The sequence below is a fragment of the Flavobacterium indicum GPTSA100-9 = DSM 17447 genome (genome assembly GCF_000455605.1).
Lineage (GTDB): Bacteria > Bacteroidota > Bacteroidia > Flavobacteriales > Flavobacteriaceae > Flavobacterium > Flavobacterium indicum.
This window is the reverse complement of sequence record NC_017025.1, coordinates 2,578,498-2,597,115: the sequence shown is the minus strand read 5'-3', so window position 1 is coordinate 2,597,115 and position 18,618 is coordinate 2,578,498. Positions and strand designations below refer to the sequence as shown.

Sequence of the window (18,618 nt, the reverse complement as noted above, 5' to 3'; positions counted from 1 at the left end):
AACCGCTTAAGAGCGATTTGTTTTCTATTAAATCATCTTCTTGAAGTTAATTTTTTGTTGTTTTGTTGTATTTGCACTTCTAAAATTAATCTATCTGTTGGTTGATTGTAATAATTATTTGTTGATTATTAAGAGTTATTTGTCAAATTGTTAGGTAATTGAAAAAAAATAAATTAGTTTTGTTCTATTAATCAAATCTAAAAGTAAATTAAATGAGAAAAATTACTCTTTTAGCTCTAATGATGACTACTTTTATATCATTTGGGCAAAACAAGAATAATGGAAAAGTTGTTTTTGGAAAAACAATTTCTCCAGAATTAATTTCTCCATCTGGGCATATTCGTTGTGCTTCTACAGAATATTTAGCTTCTAAGCAAGAGAAAGGAACAGCTGTTAGTAATGAAATTTTCGAACAATGGTTGGCTCCAAAAGTAGAAGAAATTCGTAAAATGAGAAAGGCGAGAATGTTGCCATCTGTTATTAGAATTCCAGTTGTGGTGCATATTATCCATAATGGAGATGCAGTTGGAGTAAATGAAAATATTCCTGATGGTCAAGTATTATCGCAAATTACAGTGTTTAATCAAGATTTCAGAAGACTGATTGGGACACCAGGTTATGGTGCGGGTGTAGATACTACTATTGAATTTTGTATGGCAGTTGTAGATCCAAATGGTAACCCAACAAATGGTATTGATAGAAAAAACTTAGGTATTGCATCTTTTGGTCAAGCTCAGGTTGAGGCTGCTAAAGCTTCTACTATATGGGACCCTACAAAGTATTTAAATTTATGGACTTTTAATTTTGGAGGCGATTTAGCCGGTGTTTTAGGTTATGCTCAATTCCCGTCGGGTTCTGGTTTAGCAGGTATGCCACAAGAAGATTGTATTACAGGTGAAGCGTCAACTGATGGTGTAGTTTGTAACTATGGTACTTGGGGTTCAAGAACTATTTTCCCTGCTGGAAATTATTCTGATACTACATATGATAAAGGAAGAACAATGACGCATGAAGTTGGTCATATGTTAGGACTTAGACATATTTGGGGAGATGATGGTTGTACTTCAACAACTAATAATTATACAACAGAAGATTTTTGTGCTGATACACCAGTGGCAGCAGCGGCAAATTTTGGTTGCGCAACAGGTACTGATAGTTGTCCACTAGCTCCTGGAAATGATCAAGTTGAAAATTACATGGATTATTCTGACGATGCTTGTATGAATATGTTCACTCAAGATCAAAAAGACAGATTATTAGCGGTATTAATGAATTCACCTAGAAGAGATGATTTATTAGTTTCTACTGTTTGTTCACCTCAACAAGCTTCTATTCAGTTTAAGCGTATGCAATGTGAGCAACGTTTGACTAATACTGATGTTTTAGAAGGTAATGGTTGTGGGTATACTGAATATACTGCTCCTGTGTCTATAAATAAAGCACCTACAGCTAATGCAGTAGTAACATTCTCGATTGATGGAACATCTCAGGCTAATGCTAATGATATTCAAATAGTTACGCCTACTTTAACTTTTAATGCTGGTTCAACTACAGATCAAAATTTTGTATTTAGAGTTTACAAAGATAAATATGTAGAAACAGATGAAAATCTTGTAATAACATTTACAGTTAATGCAAACGGAGGTGATGCATTTGCTAATGCTGAGGGTAACAAATTATCATTAACTATTAAAAATGATGATACTAATCCAACTACTTCAACAACAACAAATTTAATTTCTGAGGATTTTGAAAGTGCAACTGATTGGACTGTTTTAGATGGTGATGGAGATACTAGAAATTGGGGTATTGTTACAGGAGCAAATGGAGTTGGGACTGCACCAAATACAATTCAAGGAAAATGTGCTTATTCTGAAAAAAGTTTAACATACTTAGGAGGTACTGGAAATGCTACACCTAACAATTATATGATTAGTCCACAAATTACAATTCCAACAGGAATTACAAGTGCTACACTAACATATATTATTGCTGGTTATGGTGCAACAGCTGGAAATTATACTGTTTATTTTGCAACTAATGTTTCATCAGCTGCAAATATTAATTCAGGTACTGTGTTACAAACTAGTACTACAATTGGAAGTAATGCTTCTGTTTTAAGAAATCATAGTTTATTAGCTTTAGCTGGACAAACTGGTTATATTGTATTTAGACATAGTAATTTAAATTCAGCTAGTGGTTTATTGTTACTTGATACTGTTAATTTAGATGTAGTTAGTCAAACAAATGTTCAAACAGCTGTTAACAATGCAACTAGTGGAACAAACAACTTAATTGGTTCTGGAACAGGTGCGTTTTATGATTCTGCTTCTCGTAATATTATGACAAATATTAATGTTACAAGTAATACCAACTTTGGTTGTACTTCAGTTGCAGTAACAAGAGCAGGTACTGGTGCCTTACAATATGGTACATCAGCTAATGTTTTAGATTATGCAATGTCTAAACAATTTACAATAACTCCAGCAACTACAACAACTGGAACTGCAACAATCACATTCTACTTCACTGAAGCTGAAATTGCTGGTTGGGAAGCGGCAACATCAAACAATAGAGCTTCTTTATATGTTGTTAGAGATGGATTAACAAGAGAGGTAATGCCAGTAACAATCGGTTCATTTGGAACAAATGTAACTTTAACTGCAACTTTTTCAAATGGTATTGATGGTGTGTATTCTTTTGCTAGACTTCAAAGTTTACCTTCTGAATCATTTGAGTTAAATGATTTAGTTTTATATCCAAATCCAAATAATGGAGTGTTTAATTTACAATTCGTACCATCATCAAATTCAATTGCAATTTCTGTATTTGATATAAGAGGAAGAGTTGTTTATGATAAAACTTTCGAAAACAATGGATTATTTAACGAAAACATAAGTTTAAACAATGTAGAAACTGGTGTTTATATTGTTAAAATTCAAGATGGAAATAAGAAAACAGTTAGAAGAATAATTGTAGATAAATAATTGTTATAATAATTAATTATAAAAAGGATTGGACATTGTTCAATCCTTTTTATTTTTGCATAAAAATCAGATTTTGAAAGTTTATCATAATATATTCGATATACACGTTAATAATAAAACAGTTGTTACCTTAGGTACTTTTGATGGAGTCCATAAAGGACATCAAGCTATTTTAGATAGATTAGTAAATCTGTCAAAATTAGAAGGCTTAGATAGTTTGGTGTTAACTTTTTTTCCACATCCTAGACTAGTAGTTGCAAGTGAAAACGAAGTTAAATTATTAAATACAATTGATGAGCGTACCGAACTTCTTGAAAAAAAGAATATTAATCATTTTGTAATTCATCCTTTTGATCAAGAATTTGCCAATTTAACTCCGGAAGAATTTGTTAAAAAAATCTTAGTTGATCAATTTAAAATACAAAAAATCATCATTGGCCATGATCATAAGTTTGGAAAAAATAGAGCGGCGGATTTTAATGACTTGAAAAATTTTGGTCAACAATACGGTTTTGAAGTTGAAGAAATTTCGGCTCAATTAGTAGATGAAGTTTCTGTAAGTTCTACTAAAATTAGAAATGCTTTAATAGACGGTAATGTTGAATTAGCAAATGAATATTTAGGCTATCAATATTCAATTCAAGGTGAAGTACAAAAAGGAAATCAACTAGGAAGAACAATTAATTTTCCTACGGCTAATATTGTAGTAAAAGAAGATTATAAACTTATTCCCAAAATTGGTGTATATGCAGTGAATATTATTCATGATTCAACTCGTTATTTTGGTATGATGAATATTGGAATGCGTCCTACAATAAATGGAACAACAAAAACAATAGAAGTAAACATTTTTAATTTTGATAAAGATATTTATGGGGATATTTTAAAAATTGAATTTGTAAAAAAAATTCGTGAAGAACAAAAATTTGAATCTTTTGATCATTTAAAACAACAATTATATAAAGATCAAAATACTGTCAAAAATATCTTTAAAATATAAAATCAATATGAAAAGTTGGTTGCAAACAAATATTGATAATTCTGGATTGATATTGTTTCGAATTCTACTTGGTGTATTGATACTTTTTGAATCATTCGGAGCCATTTTATTTGGTTGGGTTCAATCTGTATTTGTAACTTCTAAATTTACATTTAATTTCATTGGTTTTGATTTTCTTCAGGTTCTTCATGGAGAAAAAATGTATTTGTATTTTAGTATAATGGGGTTTTTAGGTTTACTCATTATATTAGGATTGTTTTACAGATTTGCAATAATCATGTTTACTATATTGTGGACTTCAGTATATTTAGCTCAAAAAGAATACTATAATAACCACTATTATTTTTTAGTTTTAGTTGGATTAATTATGTGTTTTTTACCTGCTAATGCTAAAGTGAGCTTGGATTCCAAAATAGCACCTCATATCAAAGCATATACTGTTCCTCGTTGGATGCCGTTTCTTTTAATTTTGCAAATGGCCATTTTGTACTTTTATGCCACAATAGCAAAACTATATCCCGATTGGCTTGATGGAACTTTTGCTAAAATTTTATTAAATGGAATAACCCAGCGAGATGAATTATTGCACCTTTTTAATCATCAATGGTTTTATTTGTTTTATGCTTACGCCGGAATTTTGTATGATTTACTAATTGTGCCTTTTTTATTCTGGAAAAGAACAAGAATTTTCGGAATTATTGCTTCGTTTGCTTTTCATCTTTCAAATGCTTTTGCCTTAAAAATTGGAATATTTCCTTTTTTAGCGTTAAGTTTTATTGTGCTTTTTATTGATCCAGAAAAAATAAATAAACTGTTGTTTAAATCAAATTTAAGTAGTTCCCTTAGTCAAAATCCAAGAGTTAACTTATATAAATGGTTTTTCATCCCTTTTTTTATCATTCAAATTATTTTACCAATTCGACATTATTTTATTAAAGGCGATGTGTTGTTTACAGAAGAAGGACATAGACTGGCATGGCGAATGATGTTGCGAGAAAGAGTAGGAGCTTTAAAAATTAAAATAGTTAATAAAAATAGGGGTAACACTTTTTACCACAATATGTTAAAAGATTTAAATGCAAAACAATTAAAAGTAGTTTCTTATTCCCCCGACTTAATTTGGCAATATTGTCAAAAATTAAAACAAGAATATCCTTTTCCTGTTGAAATTTATGTTGAAAGTTTCGTGTCTGTTAATCGTCGTCCTTTTAACAGAATGATTGATGAAAAAGTAAATATGGCTGTAGCTAAATTTGACTATTTCTTTCATAATGATTGGATTTTATTGCAAGATTTAGAATAGTTACATAATTCCAATTTTTTTTAATTATTTTTGAAGCTTCAAACAAATAAAACATGAGTACTACAAGACATAATTGGACTAAAGAAGAAATAATAGCTATTTATAATAAACCTTTAATGGATTTGTTATATGAAGCTGCAACAATTCATAGAGAACATCATGATCCTAATGTGGTTCAGGTATCTACACTATTGTCTATAAAAACTGGTGGTTGTCCAGAGGATTGTGGTTATTGCCCACAAGCAGCGCGATATCATACGGATATTGAAGGTAATGATTTGATGACGGTTCAGCAAGTTAAAGCACAGGCACTAAGAGCAAAATCATCGGGTTCTTCACGAGTTTGTATGGGTGCCGCTTGGCGAAATGTTAAAGACGGACCAGAATTTGATCAAGTTCTTGAAATGGTGCGTACGATAAATAAGTTAGATATGGAGGTGTGTTGTACACTCGGAATGTTAACGGAAAATCAAGCACAACGATTAGCTGAAGCTGGATTATATGCCTATAATCATAATTTAGATTCATCTGAAGAATATTATAAAGAAGTAATTTCAACAAGAGGATTTGAAGACCGTTTACAAACAATCGAAAATGTTCGTAAAACGAATGTAACGGTTTGTAGTGGTGGAATTATTGGAATGGGTGAAAGTATTGAAGATAGAGCAGGGATGTTAGTAGCACTTTCAACTTTAAATCCACAACCAGAATCGGTGCCAATTAATGCCTTAGTTGCCGTTGAAGGTACTCCGTTAGAAGATCAAAAGCCAGTTGAAATTTGGGAAATGATTCGAATGGTTGCTACAACACGAATTGTTATGCCTGAAACGCAAGTTCGTTTATCTGCAGGAAGAACAGAAATGAGTAGAGAAGGTCAAGCTATGTGTTTCTTTGCAGGTGCTAATTCTATTTTTGCTGGAGATAAATTATTAACTACTCCAAATCCTGATGTAAATGAAGACATGAAAATGTTTGAAATGTTAGGATTGCAACCTCAAAAACCTTTTATTAAACTAATGCAACCTCAAACGGTTGAAGCAGAAGATTCAAAATTTCAAGCTTTAGGTGAAAAACCTAAATGGTCAAGACCTGGTCATACTATTGAAAGAAATGTTGAAGCATCGGTAAAAGGTAAATAACACTTTTTTAAGATAATTCTATTTACAATTTTATAAATTTGCTCTAACAATTGTTAGAGCTTTTTTTATGGGAATAATTTTAGAAGAAATTGAGCGAGTAAAAACAATAAGCAAGGAGGATTTTTACAACAATTATGTAAAAAAACAAAAACCAGTTGTAATAGAACAGCTAACTAAAGATTGGCCAGCTTATGAAAAGTGGAATTTGAATTATATTAAAGACATCGCAGGAGATAAAATCGTTCCTTTGTATGATGACCGACCTGTTTCTCATAAAGACGGATTTAATGAGGCACATGCTAAAATGAAAATGAGTGACTATGTAGACTTACTTCAATCTAAACCTACTAATTATCGTATATTTCTGTATAATTTGTTGAAAGAAGTACCTCTATTAACTAAGGATTTTAAATGGCCTGATATTGGATTGCGCTTAGTTAAACAATTACCCATGTTGTTTTTTGGTGGAGAAAATTCAAAGGTTTTTATGCATTTTGATATTGATTATTCAAATATTTTACATTTTCATTTTCATGGAAAAAAAAGATGTATGTTGTTTACACCTGAGGCAACTCCCTATATGTATAAAGTGCCTTATTCTTTGATTGCTAGAGAAGATATTGATTTTGATAATCCAGATTTTGAACAATGGCCCGCATTAAAAAAAGTAAAAGGATTGGTTTGTGATTTGAATCATGGAGAAATGCTTTACATGCCCGAAGGCTATTGGCATTATATGAAATATGTAACGCCTGGTTTTTCAATGAGTTTAAGGGCATTTCCTAGAAAGCCGTTAAATTTAGTAAAGGCTGCCTACAATGTTTTCTTTATGAGGTATTATGATAATTTTATGCGTAAAAGAAAAGGTCAAGCCTGGATTGATTATAAAAATAAACAAGCTATCATTGATACGAATAAAAACTTATAAAAAAGTCCCTTTTTAAGGGACTTTTAAGCAAAATGATAATTGGTTGTTTCTGCTGTAATCGAAACATTTTCGGATATAATTTCTTTTAATATTGCTTCTATATCTTTTGAAAAATTCATAGATAAGCAACTATCGCTTTTAGACCAAATCGAAATTAAATTTTGATCTAATTGTTTTAAAGTTAACACGCCTAACTTTTTTAATGCAATTGCATTGTATTCTTGTTCAATTTGTTTTTTGATGGGAATAACAACCAATTTCTTTTTTAGGTATAAGGCTTCGGCAGGAAGTTCAAAGCCTGCATTGCATAATACTCCTTCACAATGACTTAATTTGAATAGAAAATCTTCTTCGTTTATGGGATATACACTACAGTTGTTTATAGTGTAATTGCTTGACGCATATTTTGAATATATATGCCAATTTCCATTAATCTTGGATAACGTTTTTATAAGTTTCGCATCCGAGAAAGAAGGAAGATAAACTATATAATTACCAGGTATGGTTTCCGATTTTAAATTTCTGATTTTTTCACGAATAACTGGAGTGAATATTTTATCATGATAATTTTTAAAATGAAATCCGTATTTTCTTCTACAGGGAGCATAGTATTTTAAAATAAATTGAGCTAATAATGCTCTTTTTTTAGGCTTGGGTACTTCGTTAAAAAATAAAGCAGCCTGATGAGACAAGGAAATAATGTTGCCTCCTTTAAATAGGGAAGCCCAAGCAGAAACAGGTTCAAAATCGTTAATTATTAAATCATATTTTTTTGTTTTTAGTTGGATTATATCTTTTAGAAATGCCCAATAATTGTTGTTTAAAAACGTTTTCCAATACGAAACTTCTCCTTTTTCGTTATACACCAACGAAATTCCTTTTAAATTATATTTTACATCAAATGGCAATTCAATTTGGGTTTGATTTCCGCTAGCCAAAATGTCTACACAACCAAATTTTTGCAGAATAGGGATTATTTCTTGTGCTCGAGCCACATGACCATTCCCTGTTTTTTGTACGGCATATAATATTTTCATTTTAAAAATTGATTACATCGTTAATTAACATTTCAATAGTTTGCTGTTCAAAAGCATCTAATTCGATTGCATCTTTTTCGGGGAACATTTTTTTGTCATAAGTAAATAATGTCCATTCGGATTGATGGTATTCCAATGCGGTTAAGTTTTCGATCCAATCGCCACTGTTTAAATAAACACATTGGCCATTTTTAGTTTCAATTGCTTTAATTTGGGGCTGATGAATGTGTCCACAAATCACAAAATCAAATTGATTTTCGATGGCTAATTCAGAAGCCGTTTTTTCAAAATCACCTATGAATTTAACGGCTTTCTTTACATTGTTTTTTATTTTTTTAGAAAAAGAATATTTTTCTCTTCCCAGTTTAACCAAAATCCAATTCGATAAAACATTGAGTCTAATTAGCATGTCATAACCCCAACCTCCAAGCTTAGCAATCCATTTGGAATGTTGAACAGAGGCATCAAACACATCACCATGAAAAATCCAAGCCTTTTTATTGTCAATAGTTAATACTTTTTTATTTGTTAATTCAATATTGCCAAAAGAGACATTAGCAAAACGTCTTAAAAATTCGTCATGATTTCCAATAATATAGGTTACTTCAGTGCCTTTATTAGAAAAATCAATAATTTTTTTTATAATTTTTAAATGACTTTTTGGAAAATAACTTTTTTTAAATTGCCAAATATCAATAAAATCACCATTAATGATTAATTGTTTAGGCTGAACTGATTTTAAGTAATTCAGTAATTCTTTTGCTTGACAACCATAAGTACCCAAATGCACATCGGAAATAACAACAATATCAACGTTTCTTGCCATTTTGAAATGTTTCTTGCAAAGTAAACGACTGAATGTTAAGTGTGTAGTGTTTTTATATTAATAGATTGAAATAAAAAAAGCTTATGTATTAATTTAATGTTACATAAGCTTTTGACAATTTAGTCGCTTGTAATTTAAAGCTATTTTATTCAAATAATTTTTTTGTTTCTATTTTTATAAATCTGGATTTGCATAAAATTTAAAAGTAAGTTTTATTGTAAAAATTTAAGAGTTATTTTTTTAACATTTTTTACGGATTTGCCGTAATTGTTTATTTTTTAGTGATATTATTTTTGAAAAATAATTACTTGTCTAAAACTTCAATTAATTTATCAATTTTTGAAATTAAATTTTTAATTACTTCATTTGGAGTTTTTACTACTATTTCAAAAGCAACATAATTATTGGTAGAATTTTCAATACTAGGAGAAATAGTAATGCTCTTTTCTTCTAATAAATAATCTACTGGCATTTCAAATACTTCAGCAATTTTTTTTAGATGTTCATGTTTTATACTACTACCTTGTTCCCAATTTCCAACAGTAACTTGGCTTACTCCAATTTTAAAAGCAAGTTCTTCTTGTGTAAGTTTTTTTAATTCTCTTAGTTTTTTTAATTTAATGGCAGTGATCATATGTGAGTTTTAAAGATTTTTTGAAAAAATAAGTTTTGCAACTTGTTTAGTATAACGCTAAATTAAAAGTTTTATTTTGAAAAATATAACTTTTCTTATTGAGATTATAAATTTAGTTTTAGGAAATAGTTTTATTCTACATCAAATTTGCAATGCAATTTTCTCGAGAAATAATTGCCAATTATTTATTAATTATTAAATTTACAAAATTATCATGAAAAAATTATTATTTGGTTTTTTAGCTATTATGCTATTTAGTGTGTCGGTTAATGCACAGGAATTAACAAAATTAAATGAAGATATCGATTTTGTTACTTATTTAAAAAATCATAATGACTTTATAAGTAAAACAACAGATTTTAATTCTTTACAGAGTTTGTTAGTTGATGAAAAAATCGATGAAAAAGAATTGCTATCTTTTTACACTTTATTTCAAACAGATGAGAAAGGATTTAATGCTTTTCTTTTAAATCAAGCTGATTTATACAAAAGGTTAAATCTTAAATATAGTTTTGATAAATATTCAGAAGAAGAATTAAAAGAGTATTTTACTCAAGAAATTCTTGAAATTAATAATGGAACAGCAAAATTAGCTCAAAACGATTGTTTAACAGATTATAATTTACAAATAGCATATAATGGATCGGTTGCAGTAGTAGCTGGGTATGGATGTTTGGCACTTGGTCCATTATCACCTGGTTGCATGGCTGCTGTTGCTGCTGGAAATGTAATTGCAGATATTCAGGCTTATAGAGCATATAAAAAATGCTTATCTGGAGGGAAATAATAATTGAATAAATATTTATGGCAACATCTAAATTAAAAGTATTGTGTGGAATTTCATTTGTGTTATTCACTTTAAATTTAATGATTAATAATTATTTTAAAAATATTTTTTTTATTTTTAATTTAATTTATATTTCAATTGTAATAGTTTATGTTTATAGGTTATACTCTAAAGATGTTGTTACAAGGAAAGAATTAATAAAATATTTACTACCAATTTTACTATTTGCTGTGATTTCATCTATATTTTTTGTATTACCATATTTTGAAAAATATTAAATTAATTGTAGTTTTTACTATCTTATTTAATTTTTCTTACTCTCAATCAACTATACAGACAGTTATTAGAGGAGGAGAATTATTAGTAACAGGATTGTCAATTTTTAAAACAGTACGTACAGACTCATCTACTAAAACTGTAGACAATAAACTTGTAGCAACAGTTTGTGTAAAAAATAAGTTACAGGAAAAAATAACTGTAAAGCTTACAGGAAAAGATGAAGATGATGTTGCAATTACTAAAGAATTGGTCATACCTTATGACGGAAAAGAATGTGTTTTTGAACTTCCAAAAGGCATTTATACTTATGAAATTGTATTGCCTAACAAAGAAATTTATCAAAAAGGAGAATACAAATTTGAAGAAGAAATAACCATAACAGTCAAAAAAGACTAAACAAAAGCCGCATTAGCGGCTTTTGTTACTCTGTCACTATTTGAAGTGTTTCTCGACTGATTTGCTTTACCAGCACTTTTTTATTTTTCTCTACCATTTCCGCTGCCACTTGGTCAAAATGCCTTATCGTGTACAAGGAAACATTTTCGTTATAAGCTACTTTGAATTTTTTAGAAAGTACTGCTTTTAATTCATTAAACTTGTTGAATTTATCTTCCACACATACCGAAAAACTAATGGCCGTATTTTGAATTAAACTTACTTTGATTTTATATTGATGGAATAGTGCAAAAATTTCACTGATATTTTCTTCCATAATAAACGAGAAATCAATCGAAGAAAGTGAAATTAATATCTGGTTTTTCTTCACAATAAAGCAAGAAGTTTTAGGTTCTAAGTCGGCACCTTTGCTAACTTTTGTTCCTGGTAAAGTAGGATTTATAAAAGATTTTACAAAAAGTGGTATTTCTTTCTTTTGTAGTGGTTGTAAAGTTTTTGGGTGTATAACACTTGCTCCGTAGAAGGCTAATTCTATGGCTTCTCTGTATGAAATTTGGTTTAGAAGAATTGCGTTCTCAAAATAACGTGGATCTGCATTTAATACACCAGGGACATCTTTCCAAATTGTAACATTTTCTGCTCCAAGGCAGTAAGCAATAATAGCAGCAGTATAATCAGAACCTTCTCTTCCTAATGTTGTGGTAAAATTGTTTTCATCAGCGCCTAAGAATCCTTGTGTTATGTATAATGTTTTTTTCTTTCCTAGTTTTGAAATGTTTTTTTGTGTAGCCTCCCAATCCACATTGGCGTCTCTGTAGGTTTGGTCTGTCTTAATGTAATTTCGAACGTCCAACCAGCTATTGTTTAGACCTTCTTGATTAAAATAATGACTCACTATAGTAGTAGAGATGACTTCTCCAAAACTTACAATTTGATCGTACACAAAATTGTAGTTTGGCGATTTGTTTGTTTTTAAGAAGTATTCTAAATCTTCAAAATGATTGTTTATAGCATCGTAAGCAGAGGTAAAATTCGGATTTTTTTCATCTCCATATAAATCCAATAAAATCTCAATATGGTATTTTTTGATGTCTTGGATGGATGATTTTAATTCTTTTGATTTTTCAAAATAATTTTTAATTACAATTTCCAAGGCGTTAGTTGTTTTACCCATAGCAGAAATAACAACTAGAACATCTTCATAACCTACGGTTTCTAATACGGACTTTACATTTTTTACTCCGGCAGCATCTTTCACCGAAGCTCCACCGAATTTGAATAGTTTCATTTGTGTGTTTATATAATAGTTAGACTTTGCTTAAAAAATTATCAATTTCTTGTTCGCTCATTTGTACTACACGCCAATCTTCTAGAACTTTCGCGCCACTTTTCTCATAAAATCGAATCGCATTAGTATTCCAATCCAGCACATTCCATTCTATGCGTCGTACCCCATCTTTTTTACCTTGTTGAATAATGGCTTTGTATAACGCTAAACCTGCACCTGTTCCGCGTTTACTTTCTTTTACAATTAAATCTTCTAAATGAATGGTCTTGCCTTTCCAGGTAGAATAGCGATAATAATAAAGTGCCATGCCAATGATTTCCCCGTTTTCTTCAGCAATAAAAGTATGAAAAAGAGGATTTTCGCCAAATCCGTCTCTAAGTAAATCTTCAACAGTAACTACAACTGCATCGGGTTCTTTTTCAAATACCGCGAGTTCATTGATTAAACGCAACACAGCAGTCATGTCTTCAGGTACCCCAATTCTTATTTTTAACATTGTAACAAAAAATTAAAATTGCTCATTTTATTTAAAAAAAAGTTATGAACTGAACAAAAATACAGATTCAAAATGGCTTCCAAAAATATATTTTAGAATATAACAAAATAAGTGAATTTTCTTTTAAAAATGAGATGAAAAATCTATTTTGATGGATTATGTATAAATAATAAAACCGATTTAGAAATTCATTTAAATTTATGTAAGTTTGCAGTACAATACAACTCAATCGATTTCGTAATGGAAGAAAGAAATAAAACCTTAGGTGAGTTTATCATCGAAAACCAAACTGCTTTTCAATATTCTACTGGAGAGCTGTCTCGAATAATTAACTCAATTCGTTTAGCTGCTAAAGTTGTAAACTACAAAGTGAACAAAGCCGGATTAGTAGATATTGTTGGTGCAGCAGGAGATCAAAATATTCAAGGGGAAGACCAACAAAAATTGGATGTATATGCCAATGAAGTTTTTATTCAAACGCTTATAAACAGAGAAATTGTTTGTGGTATTGCCTCGGAAGAAAATGATGATTTTATTACGGTAGCTGGAAGTGATAACAGTCACAATAATAAATATGTGGTACTTATGGATCCATTAGATGGTTCCTCTAATATAGATGTGAATGTTTCAGTAGGAACTATTTTTTCTGTATTCAGAAGAGTTACACCTGTAGGAACTCCAGTGACTTCTGAAGATTTCTTGCAACCAGGAGTTAATCAAGTAGCTGCCGGGTATGTAATTTATGGTACTTCTACTATGTTGGTTTATACTACAGGTCACGGAGTAAATGGATTTACCTTAAATCCTGCAATTGGAACCTTTTATTTGTCGCATCCTAATATGCAATTTCCATCAAAAGGGAATATATATTCAGTAAATGAAGGGAATTACATTCACTTTCCACAAGGGGTAAAAGATTATATAAAATATTGTCAAGCCGAAGAAGGTGATAGACCCTACACTTCACGTTATATTGGAAGTTTGGTTTCTGATTTTCATCGTAACATGATTAAAGGTGGGATTTATATTTATCCTACCAGTTCTAAAGCACCAAAAGGAAAATTACGTTTGTTGTATGAGTGCAATCCAATGGCATTCTTAGCAGAGCAAGCTGGTGGAAAAGCTTCGGATGGGTACGGAAGAATTATGGAAATTCAACCGACTGAATTGCATCAGCGAGTACCTTTCTTTTGTGGTGTAAAAGATATGGTAGAAAAGGCAGAAGAATTCATGGAAAAATATAAATAAGTTAAAGCGGTGTAAAGCCGCTTTTTTATTTCCTCAAAAAACTGTAAGTTTGGGTTTTATTACCAAATTGCTATGAATGAATTCTTAATTTACTTCAACATGGGGTTAAAGCATGTCTTAGATATTAATGCTTACGACCATGTTTTGTTTTTAATTGCTTTGATGATTCCTTATGCGTTTAAGGATTGGACAAGAGTACTGGTTTTAGTGAGTTTGTTTACTTTTGGGCATACTTTGGCCTTAATATTATCTGTTTTTGGTATTGTTTATATTAAGGAAAGTTTGGTGGAATTTTTAATTCCCATTACGATTTTAATTACAGCTTTATTTCATTTGTTTACAGCAGGAAAAAATGGTAAAAAAGAAAGCATCACTTTTGTGGCGGTGGTCACTCTATTTTTCGGGATCATTCATGGATTAGGATTTTCTAATTATTTTAAGGCGGTAATGGCTGGTAATGCTAACGATAAATTAGTTCCGTTGTTGGAGTTTGCCTTGGGGATTGAAGCAGCTCAAATAATAGTGGTTTTAGTTGTGTTAATTTTAGCATATCTGGCTCAAACCGTATTTCGATTTTCAAAAAGAGATTGGGCTTTAGTACTGTCCTCGTTTATTATTGGTGTAGTTTTGCCCATGATCATAGAAAGTGAAATTTGGAATAGAAATTAATATGAAAGCAGAAAAAAAATCAAGATACGACAAAGCCTATTTAAAAATTGCTCGTGAATGGGGTAAATTGTCTTACTGTAAACGTAAACAAGTGGGTGCCATTATCGTTAAAGACCGAATGATTATATCTGATGGATATAATGGAACACCTAGTGGTTTTGAAAATTGTTGTGAGGACGAAGACAACTTAACAAAATGGTATGTATTGCATGCTGAGGCCAATGCTATTTCAAAAGTAGCACGATCAACACAGTCTTGTGAAGATGCAACGCTTTATATTACATTGTCGCCTTGTAAAGATTGTAGTAAATTAATACATCAATCGGGGATCAAACGTGTGGTGTATTTAGAAGAATATAAAGATTGTTCAGGAGTTGATTTTCTAAAAAAAGCAGGAGTTGAAGTGGCTCATATTTCAAATTTAGATGAATAAATCAAATAAATATTCCGTTTTTATTCCAATTGTTATTGCAACCATTTTTGCAATTGGAATGCTATTGGGGTATAAGATGAATACATTAAATCAACCGGATTCAAACGTTAATTCGGGTAAAAATAAAATCAATCGTTTATTAGATTTAATCAATAAAGAATATGTTGATGAAGTAAATACGGACTCAATTGTTAATTTAACGGTTAATGGTATACTTGAAAAATTAGATCCGCATTCGGTTTATATTCCAAAAGAAGAATTAGCTCAGGTTAATGAAAGTATGGAAGGTAATTTTGTTGGGATTGGAGTTAATTTTTACATGTATAAAGATTCATTAACGGTAATTAAACCTGTTAAAAATGGGCCATCTGAAAAAGCCGGAATTAAAGCGGGTGACCGAATCCTATTTGCCAATAAACAACAATTATTTGGTAAAAAAGTGAAGAACGAAAAACTCTTCAAAATTTTAAAAGGCGAGTTAGGTTCTAAAGTCAATTTAGTAGTTTATAGAAAATCTGAAAATCGAAAACTTTCTGTTGTAGTTACTCGCGATTTAATACCTGTAAATAGTGTAGATGTTGCGACCATGATTGATGCGAATACGGGCTATATCAAAATAAATCGTTTTGCAGAAACAACCTATAAAGAGTTTCATAAAGCCCTTGTGACTTTAAAAAAGCAAGGAATGAATGAGGTTATTGTTGATTTAAGAGGAAATGGTGGGGGCTATTTAGAAATGGCGGTGGCAATGGCCGATGAATTTTTGAAAAAAGGAGAATTAATTGTAAAGACAAAAAATAAAAAAGGAGCCATTGAAAATTCTTATGCAACAAATAGAGGTATTTTTGAATCTGGAAAAATTGCTGTTTTACTAGATGAAAGTAGTGCTTCAGCCAGTGAGATTTTTGCAGGTGCCATTCAAGATAACGATAGAGGTTTAATTTATGGTAGACGTTCTTTTGGAAAAGGATTGGTTCAAAAAGAGATGAAACTCGATGATGGTTCAGCCGTTCGATTAACAGTTGCACGCTATTTTACACCATCTGGAAGAAGTATTCAAAAACCGTATTTAGATAAAGGCGAAAACTATTTTAATGATTTCGAAAAACGTTTTAATAGTGGTGAATTGTATAAAGCAGATAGCATTAAAGTAGCCGATAGTTTAAAGTTTAAAACCAAAAAAGGTCGAATTGTATATGGTGGTGGTGGAATCATTCCCGATATTTTTGTACCATTAGAAGATATTCATTCAGAAGAAGGTATTACACTTTTATTGCAGTCTGATTTAATGAATTATTATGTGTTTGAAAAGTTAGATGAGAACAGGAAATTTTTTAATTCACTGACTCAAGATAAATTGAAAAAAGAAATATTTTCCAATGAAAAGTATTTTAATCAATTTAGACAATACATAATTAACAATGGTTTGTTGATTAGTTTAGTTCATCAAAAAGAAAAAGTTCTGACGTATCTATATGCGGAATTTTCAAGACAAATTTTTAATGATCAATTGTATTATCAAATTACTTTGCCAAATGATAAAATGATTAAGAAAGTTTTAGAAAAAGATAAGAATATTAAGAAATAATTGACATCAATTCGCTTTTTCTTAACTTTTTACAATTGGGTTTAGTGTTACTTTTGAATGTAAACTAAACACAGCTACATGATTGTAAAATTACCCCTCTTTTTTTCTTTTTTTTGTTGGATAGGATTTTCTCAACAAACATCTTTAAAAGGTAAAGTATTAATTGATTCGTTGCCGCTTTCTGATGTTGAAGTTATTAATAAACAATTAAAGACAGTAACCTACACCAACTCAAAAGGTGAATTTGAAATTTTAATGGGAGAAAATAATAATTTAGCTTTTTTTAAAAAAGGGTATGTTTTTCATCCGGTTGTTGTAGATTCTATGTTGTTGCAAAAGAAGTACATTGAAATAAAATTGATTAAAGAGGAACGGCAAATTGAAGAGGTGGTAATTTCTAATAAAAAAATAATTCCAAACATTAAAGTAGAACGCCAATATCAAGAGAGAAAATTTACCATTCCCGACGGTTCTATACAAAACGGAGTAGATTTTATAGCCGTTTTTAAATTAGTGGGGAAACTGTTCAAAAAAGAGAAAGAAGTTAGAATAAAACCATCACCTGTGTCTTTTTTAAGTTTTGTTAATTATAATTTTAAACCAGATTTTTTAATAAAAACATTAGCAATTGAAGAAAAGAAACTGAATGATTTTTTATTGTTTTGTACTTATGATGAACGTGCACAACAATTAGCTAATAATGAAAACGTAATTTCAATGCTAGAATTTTTACAAGAAAAAGCAAAAGAGTTCTTGGAAAAAAACAACTAATTATTCTTTGGGTAAAGCATCGTGTACTTGTACTGGTTTATTGTCGTTCCAAAGTGTCATGATATCTGTGGCAACAGCGGCACCGCTTCCCGCAGCAATAACCAATTGACTTCTAAGTCCAGCTAAAGTGCCAACAACATAAATTCCTGGTTTTACCACATAATCTTCGTTTTTTAATTGTAAACGATTTTTCTCAGGTGCAGCTTTTTGATGAGGCATCACAAATTCGTCTAATCCTGCTATGGTGAACGGATTTCCAGCGCCTATTCCGACAATAACATTTTTTGTTAAATAATGGTTTTTGTTGGTGCGTACCGTAAAATTGTCTTTCTCACCTGTAATTTCAAGTACTTTTTCGTTTTCAATTTGCTGAATGTGTGGGTATAACGAAGCTAATTGCGTTTTACTTTCCTCTAAAAGTTCACTGCCTAATTTTCCAGCTGGAATGCCGTAAGCATTATTAAAAACTGCAGTCTGTAAAGAGGAAGTCTTTTGATGCACAATAATTCCGATTTTTTTATCGGCCATAAAAGGTTTGTGTTGCGCCGAACCAAAAAGTAAAGCGGCTGACATTCCCGATACACCTCCGCCAATTATTACTACATCAAACATCATTATTTAGTATTTTCGTCTACTTTTTTGGCTAATTGATATAAAACAACAATAACAATTGCACAAAATGAAGCTACAATTCCAATCAAAGCAACCGTGCTTTCACCCTGTAGTGGATTACTAAAATTAATTCGCGTAACATTAAAAATAACTGTAATTAAAGCTAAAGCAATAACTACATAAGAGAAAATTTTCAT

At 30.5% G+C, this 18,618-nt stretch carries 19 protein-coding genes; 12 read left to right on the top strand and 7 right to left on the bottom strand.

Annotated elements, in window-relative coordinates; translation table 11 throughout:
* Positions 1–212 precede the first annotated feature (212 nt).
* From KQS_RS14085 to KQS_RS12090, 5 genes are all read left to right on the top strand, one after another.
* Complete coding sequence (locus KQS_RS14085; protein WP_014389466.1) at positions 213–2,987, top strand: T9SS-dependent choice-of-anchor J family protein; 2,775 nt, start codon at positions 213–215, stop codon at positions 2,985–2,987.
* Between the two features lie 73 nt (positions 2,988–3,060).
* Positions 3,061–3,987, top strand: a complete 927-nt coding sequence (locus KQS_RS12105) for a bifunctional riboflavin kinase/FAD synthetase (protein ID WP_014389465.1) — start codon at positions 3,061–3,063, stop codon at positions 3,985–3,987.
* Positions 3,988–3,994: 7 nt separating this feature from the next.
* Positions 3,995–5,290 carry an HTTM domain-containing protein gene (locus tag KQS_RS12100; protein WP_014389464.1) on the top strand — a complete coding sequence of 432 codons (1,296 nt, stop codon included), beginning with the start codon at positions 3,995–3,997 and terminating at the stop codon, positions 5,288–5,290.
* 53 nt (positions 5,291–5,343) lie between these two features.
* Positions 5,344–6,429, top strand: coding sequence for a biotin synthase BioB (gene bioB, locus KQS_RS12095; RefSeq protein ID WP_014389463.1), 1,086 nt, complete (start codon positions 5,344–5,346; stop codon positions 6,427–6,429).
* Between the two features lie 67 nt (positions 6,430–6,496).
* Complete coding sequence (locus KQS_RS12090) at positions 6,497–7,357, top strand: cupin-like domain-containing protein (RefSeq protein WP_014389462.1); 861 nt, start codon at positions 6,497–6,499, stop codon at positions 7,355–7,357.
* A 23-nt stretch (positions 7,358–7,380) separates the two neighbouring features.
* Here the strand turns inward: KQS_RS12090 and KQS_RS12085 are convergent, their stop codons facing one another.
* The 3 genes from KQS_RS12085 to KQS_RS12075 all read right to left on the bottom strand — a co-directional run bounded on the left by KQS_RS12085 (position 7,381) and on the right by KQS_RS12075 (position 9,854).
* On the bottom strand, positions 7,381–8,394 hold the full coding sequence (locus tag KQS_RS12085) for a glycosyltransferase family protein (protein ID WP_014389461.1): 1,014 nt from the start codon (positions 8,392–8,394) through the stop codon (positions 7,381–7,383).
* 1 nt (position 8,395) lies between these two features.
* Positions 8,396–9,220, bottom strand: coding sequence for a UDP-2,3-diacylglucosamine diphosphatase (locus KQS_RS12080; RefSeq protein ID WP_014389460.1), 825 nt, complete (start codon positions 9,218–9,220; stop codon positions 8,396–8,398).
* Positions 9,221–9,524: 304 nt separating this feature from the next.
* The gene (locus tag KQS_RS12075; RefSeq protein ID WP_014389459.1) at positions 9,525–9,854 is read right to left on the bottom strand and encodes a helix-turn-helix domain-containing protein; all 330 of its coding nucleotides are present in this window, start codon (positions 9,852–9,854) and stop codon (positions 9,525–9,527) included.
* 214 nt (positions 9,855–10,068) lie between these two features.
* On the opposite strand from KQS_RS12075, the gene KQS_RS12070 reads away from it, so the two are divergent.
* The gene (locus KQS_RS12070) at positions 10,069–10,641 is read left to right on the top strand and encodes a hypothetical protein (RefSeq protein WP_014389458.1); all 573 of its coding nucleotides are present in this window, start codon (positions 10,069–10,071) and stop codon (positions 10,639–10,641) included.
* 249 nt (positions 10,642–10,890) lie between these two features.
* Complete coding sequence (locus tag KQS_RS12060; RefSeq protein WP_157868426.1) at positions 10,891–11,316, top strand: hypothetical protein; 426 nt, start codon at positions 10,891–10,893, stop codon at positions 11,314–11,316.
* A 25-nt stretch (positions 11,317–11,341) separates the two neighbouring features.
* Here KQS_RS12060 and KQS_RS12055 read toward each other — a convergent pair whose 3' ends face one another.
* Together KQS_RS12055 and KQS_RS12050 are read right to left on the bottom strand one after the other, a co-directional pair.
* Complete coding sequence (locus KQS_RS12055; RefSeq protein WP_014389455.1) at positions 11,342–12,604, bottom strand: aspartate kinase; 1,263 nt, start codon at positions 12,602–12,604, stop codon at positions 11,342–11,344.
* Positions 12,605–12,623: 19 nt separating this feature from the next.
* Positions 12,624–13,100, bottom strand: a complete 477-nt coding sequence (locus KQS_RS12050; protein WP_014389454.1) for a GNAT family N-acetyltransferase — start codon at positions 13,098–13,100, stop codon at positions 12,624–12,626.
* A gap of 240 nt (positions 13,101–13,340) precedes the next feature.
* On the opposite strand from KQS_RS12050, the gene fbp reads away from it, so the two are divergent.
* The 5 genes from fbp (at position 13,341) to KQS_RS12025 (ending at position 17,809) form a co-directional block, all read left to right on the top strand.
* Positions 13,341–14,348 carry a class 1 fructose-bisphosphatase gene (fbp, locus tag KQS_RS12045; RefSeq protein WP_014389453.1) on the top strand — a complete coding sequence of 336 codons (1,008 nt, stop codon included), beginning with the start codon at positions 13,341–13,343 and terminating at the stop codon, positions 14,346–14,348.
* Positions 14,349–14,420: 72 nt separating this feature from the next.
* Positions 14,421–15,017 carry a HupE/UreJ family protein gene (locus KQS_RS12040; RefSeq protein WP_041252105.1) on the top strand — a complete coding sequence of 199 codons (597 nt, stop codon included), beginning with the start codon at positions 14,421–14,423 and terminating at the stop codon, positions 15,015–15,017.
* Position 15,018: 1 nt separating this feature from the next.
* Positions 15,019–15,450, top strand: coding sequence for a deoxycytidylate deaminase (locus KQS_RS12035; protein WP_014389451.1), 432 nt, complete (start codon positions 15,019–15,021; stop codon positions 15,448–15,450).
* Positions 15,443–17,038 carry a S41 family peptidase gene (locus tag KQS_RS12030; RefSeq protein WP_014389450.1) on the top strand — a complete coding sequence of 532 codons (1,596 nt, stop codon included), beginning with the start codon at positions 15,443–15,445 and terminating at the stop codon, positions 17,036–17,038. The genes KQS_RS12035 and KQS_RS12030 overlap by 8 nt, the downstream gene beginning before the upstream one ends.
* 78 nt (positions 17,039–17,116) lie before the next feature.
* Positions 17,117–17,809 carry a hypothetical protein gene (locus tag KQS_RS12025; RefSeq protein ID WP_014389449.1) on the top strand — a complete coding sequence of 231 codons (693 nt, stop codon included), beginning with the start codon at positions 17,117–17,119 and terminating at the stop codon, positions 17,807–17,809.
* Here the strand turns inward: KQS_RS12025 and KQS_RS12020 are convergent, their stop codons facing one another.
* Positions 17,810–18,421, bottom strand: a complete 612-nt coding sequence (locus tag KQS_RS12020; RefSeq protein ID WP_014389448.1) for an FAD-dependent oxidoreductase — start codon at positions 18,419–18,421, stop codon at positions 17,810–17,812. It abuts the gene before it with no gap.
* Positions 18,422–18,423: 2 nt separating this feature from the next.
* Positions 18,424–18,618 carry a hypothetical protein gene (locus KQS_RS12015; protein WP_014389447.1) on the bottom strand — a complete coding sequence of 65 codons (195 nt, stop codon included), beginning with the start codon at positions 18,616–18,618 and terminating at the stop codon, positions 18,424–18,426.

Coding starts and splice junctions, on each gene's coding strand:
- fbp (WP_014389453.1), top strand. CDS start 13,341: ATGGAAGAAAGAAATAAAACCTTAGGTGAGTTTATCATCGAAAACCAA.
- KQS_RS12055 (WP_014389455.1), bottom strand. CDS start 12,604: ATGAAACTATTCAAATTCGGTGGAGCTTCGGTGAAAGATGCTGCCGGA.
- KQS_RS12040 (WP_041252105.1), top strand. CDS start 14,421: ATGAATGAATTCTTAATTTACTTCAACATGGGGTTAAAGCATGTCTTA.
- bioB (WP_014389463.1), top strand. CDS start 5,344: ATGAGTACTACAAGACATAATTGGACTAAAGAAGAAATAATAGCTATT.
- KQS_RS12020 (WP_014389448.1), bottom strand. CDS start 18,421: ATGTTTGATGTAGTAATAATTGGCGGAGGTGTATCGGGAATGTCAGCC.
- KQS_RS14085 (WP_014389466.1), top strand. CDS start 213: ATGAGAAAAATTACTCTTTTAGCTCTAATGATGACTACTTTTATATCA.
- KQS_RS12035 (WP_014389451.1), top strand. CDS start 15,019: ATGAAAGCAGAAAAAAAATCAAGATACGACAAAGCCTATTTAAAAATT.
- KQS_RS12030 (WP_014389450.1), top strand. CDS start 15,443: ATGAATAAATCAAATAAATATTCCGTTTTTATTCCAATTGTTATTGCA.
- KQS_RS12025 (WP_014389449.1), top strand. CDS start 17,117: ATGATTGTAAAATTACCCCTCTTTTTTTCTTTTTTTTGTTGGATAGGA.
- KQS_RS12050 (WP_014389454.1), bottom strand. CDS start 13,100: ATGTTAAAAATAAGAATTGGGGTACCTGAAGACATGACTGCTGTGTTG.
- KQS_RS12075 (WP_014389459.1), bottom strand. CDS start 9,854: ATGATCACTGCCATTAAATTAAAAAAACTAAGAGAATTAAAAAAACTT.
- KQS_RS12015 (WP_014389447.1), bottom strand. CDS start 18,618: ATGAAAATTTTCTCTTATGTAGTTATTGCTTTAGCTTTAATTACAGTT.
- KQS_RS12080 (WP_014389460.1), bottom strand. CDS start 9,220: ATGGCAAGAAACGTTGATATTGTTGTTATTTCCGATGTGCATTTGGGT.
- KQS_RS12100 (WP_014389464.1), top strand. CDS start 3,995: ATGAAAAGTTGGTTGCAAACAAATATTGATAATTCTGGATTGATATTG.
- KQS_RS12070 (WP_014389458.1), top strand. CDS start 10,069: ATGAAAAAATTATTATTTGGTTTTTTAGCTATTATGCTATTTAGTGTG.
- KQS_RS12085 (WP_014389461.1), bottom strand. CDS start 8,394: ATGAAAATATTATATGCCGTACAAAAAACAGGGAATGGTCATGTGGCT.
- KQS_RS12090 (WP_014389462.1), top strand. CDS start 6,497: ATGGGAATAATTTTAGAAGAAATTGAGCGAGTAAAAACAATAAGCAAG.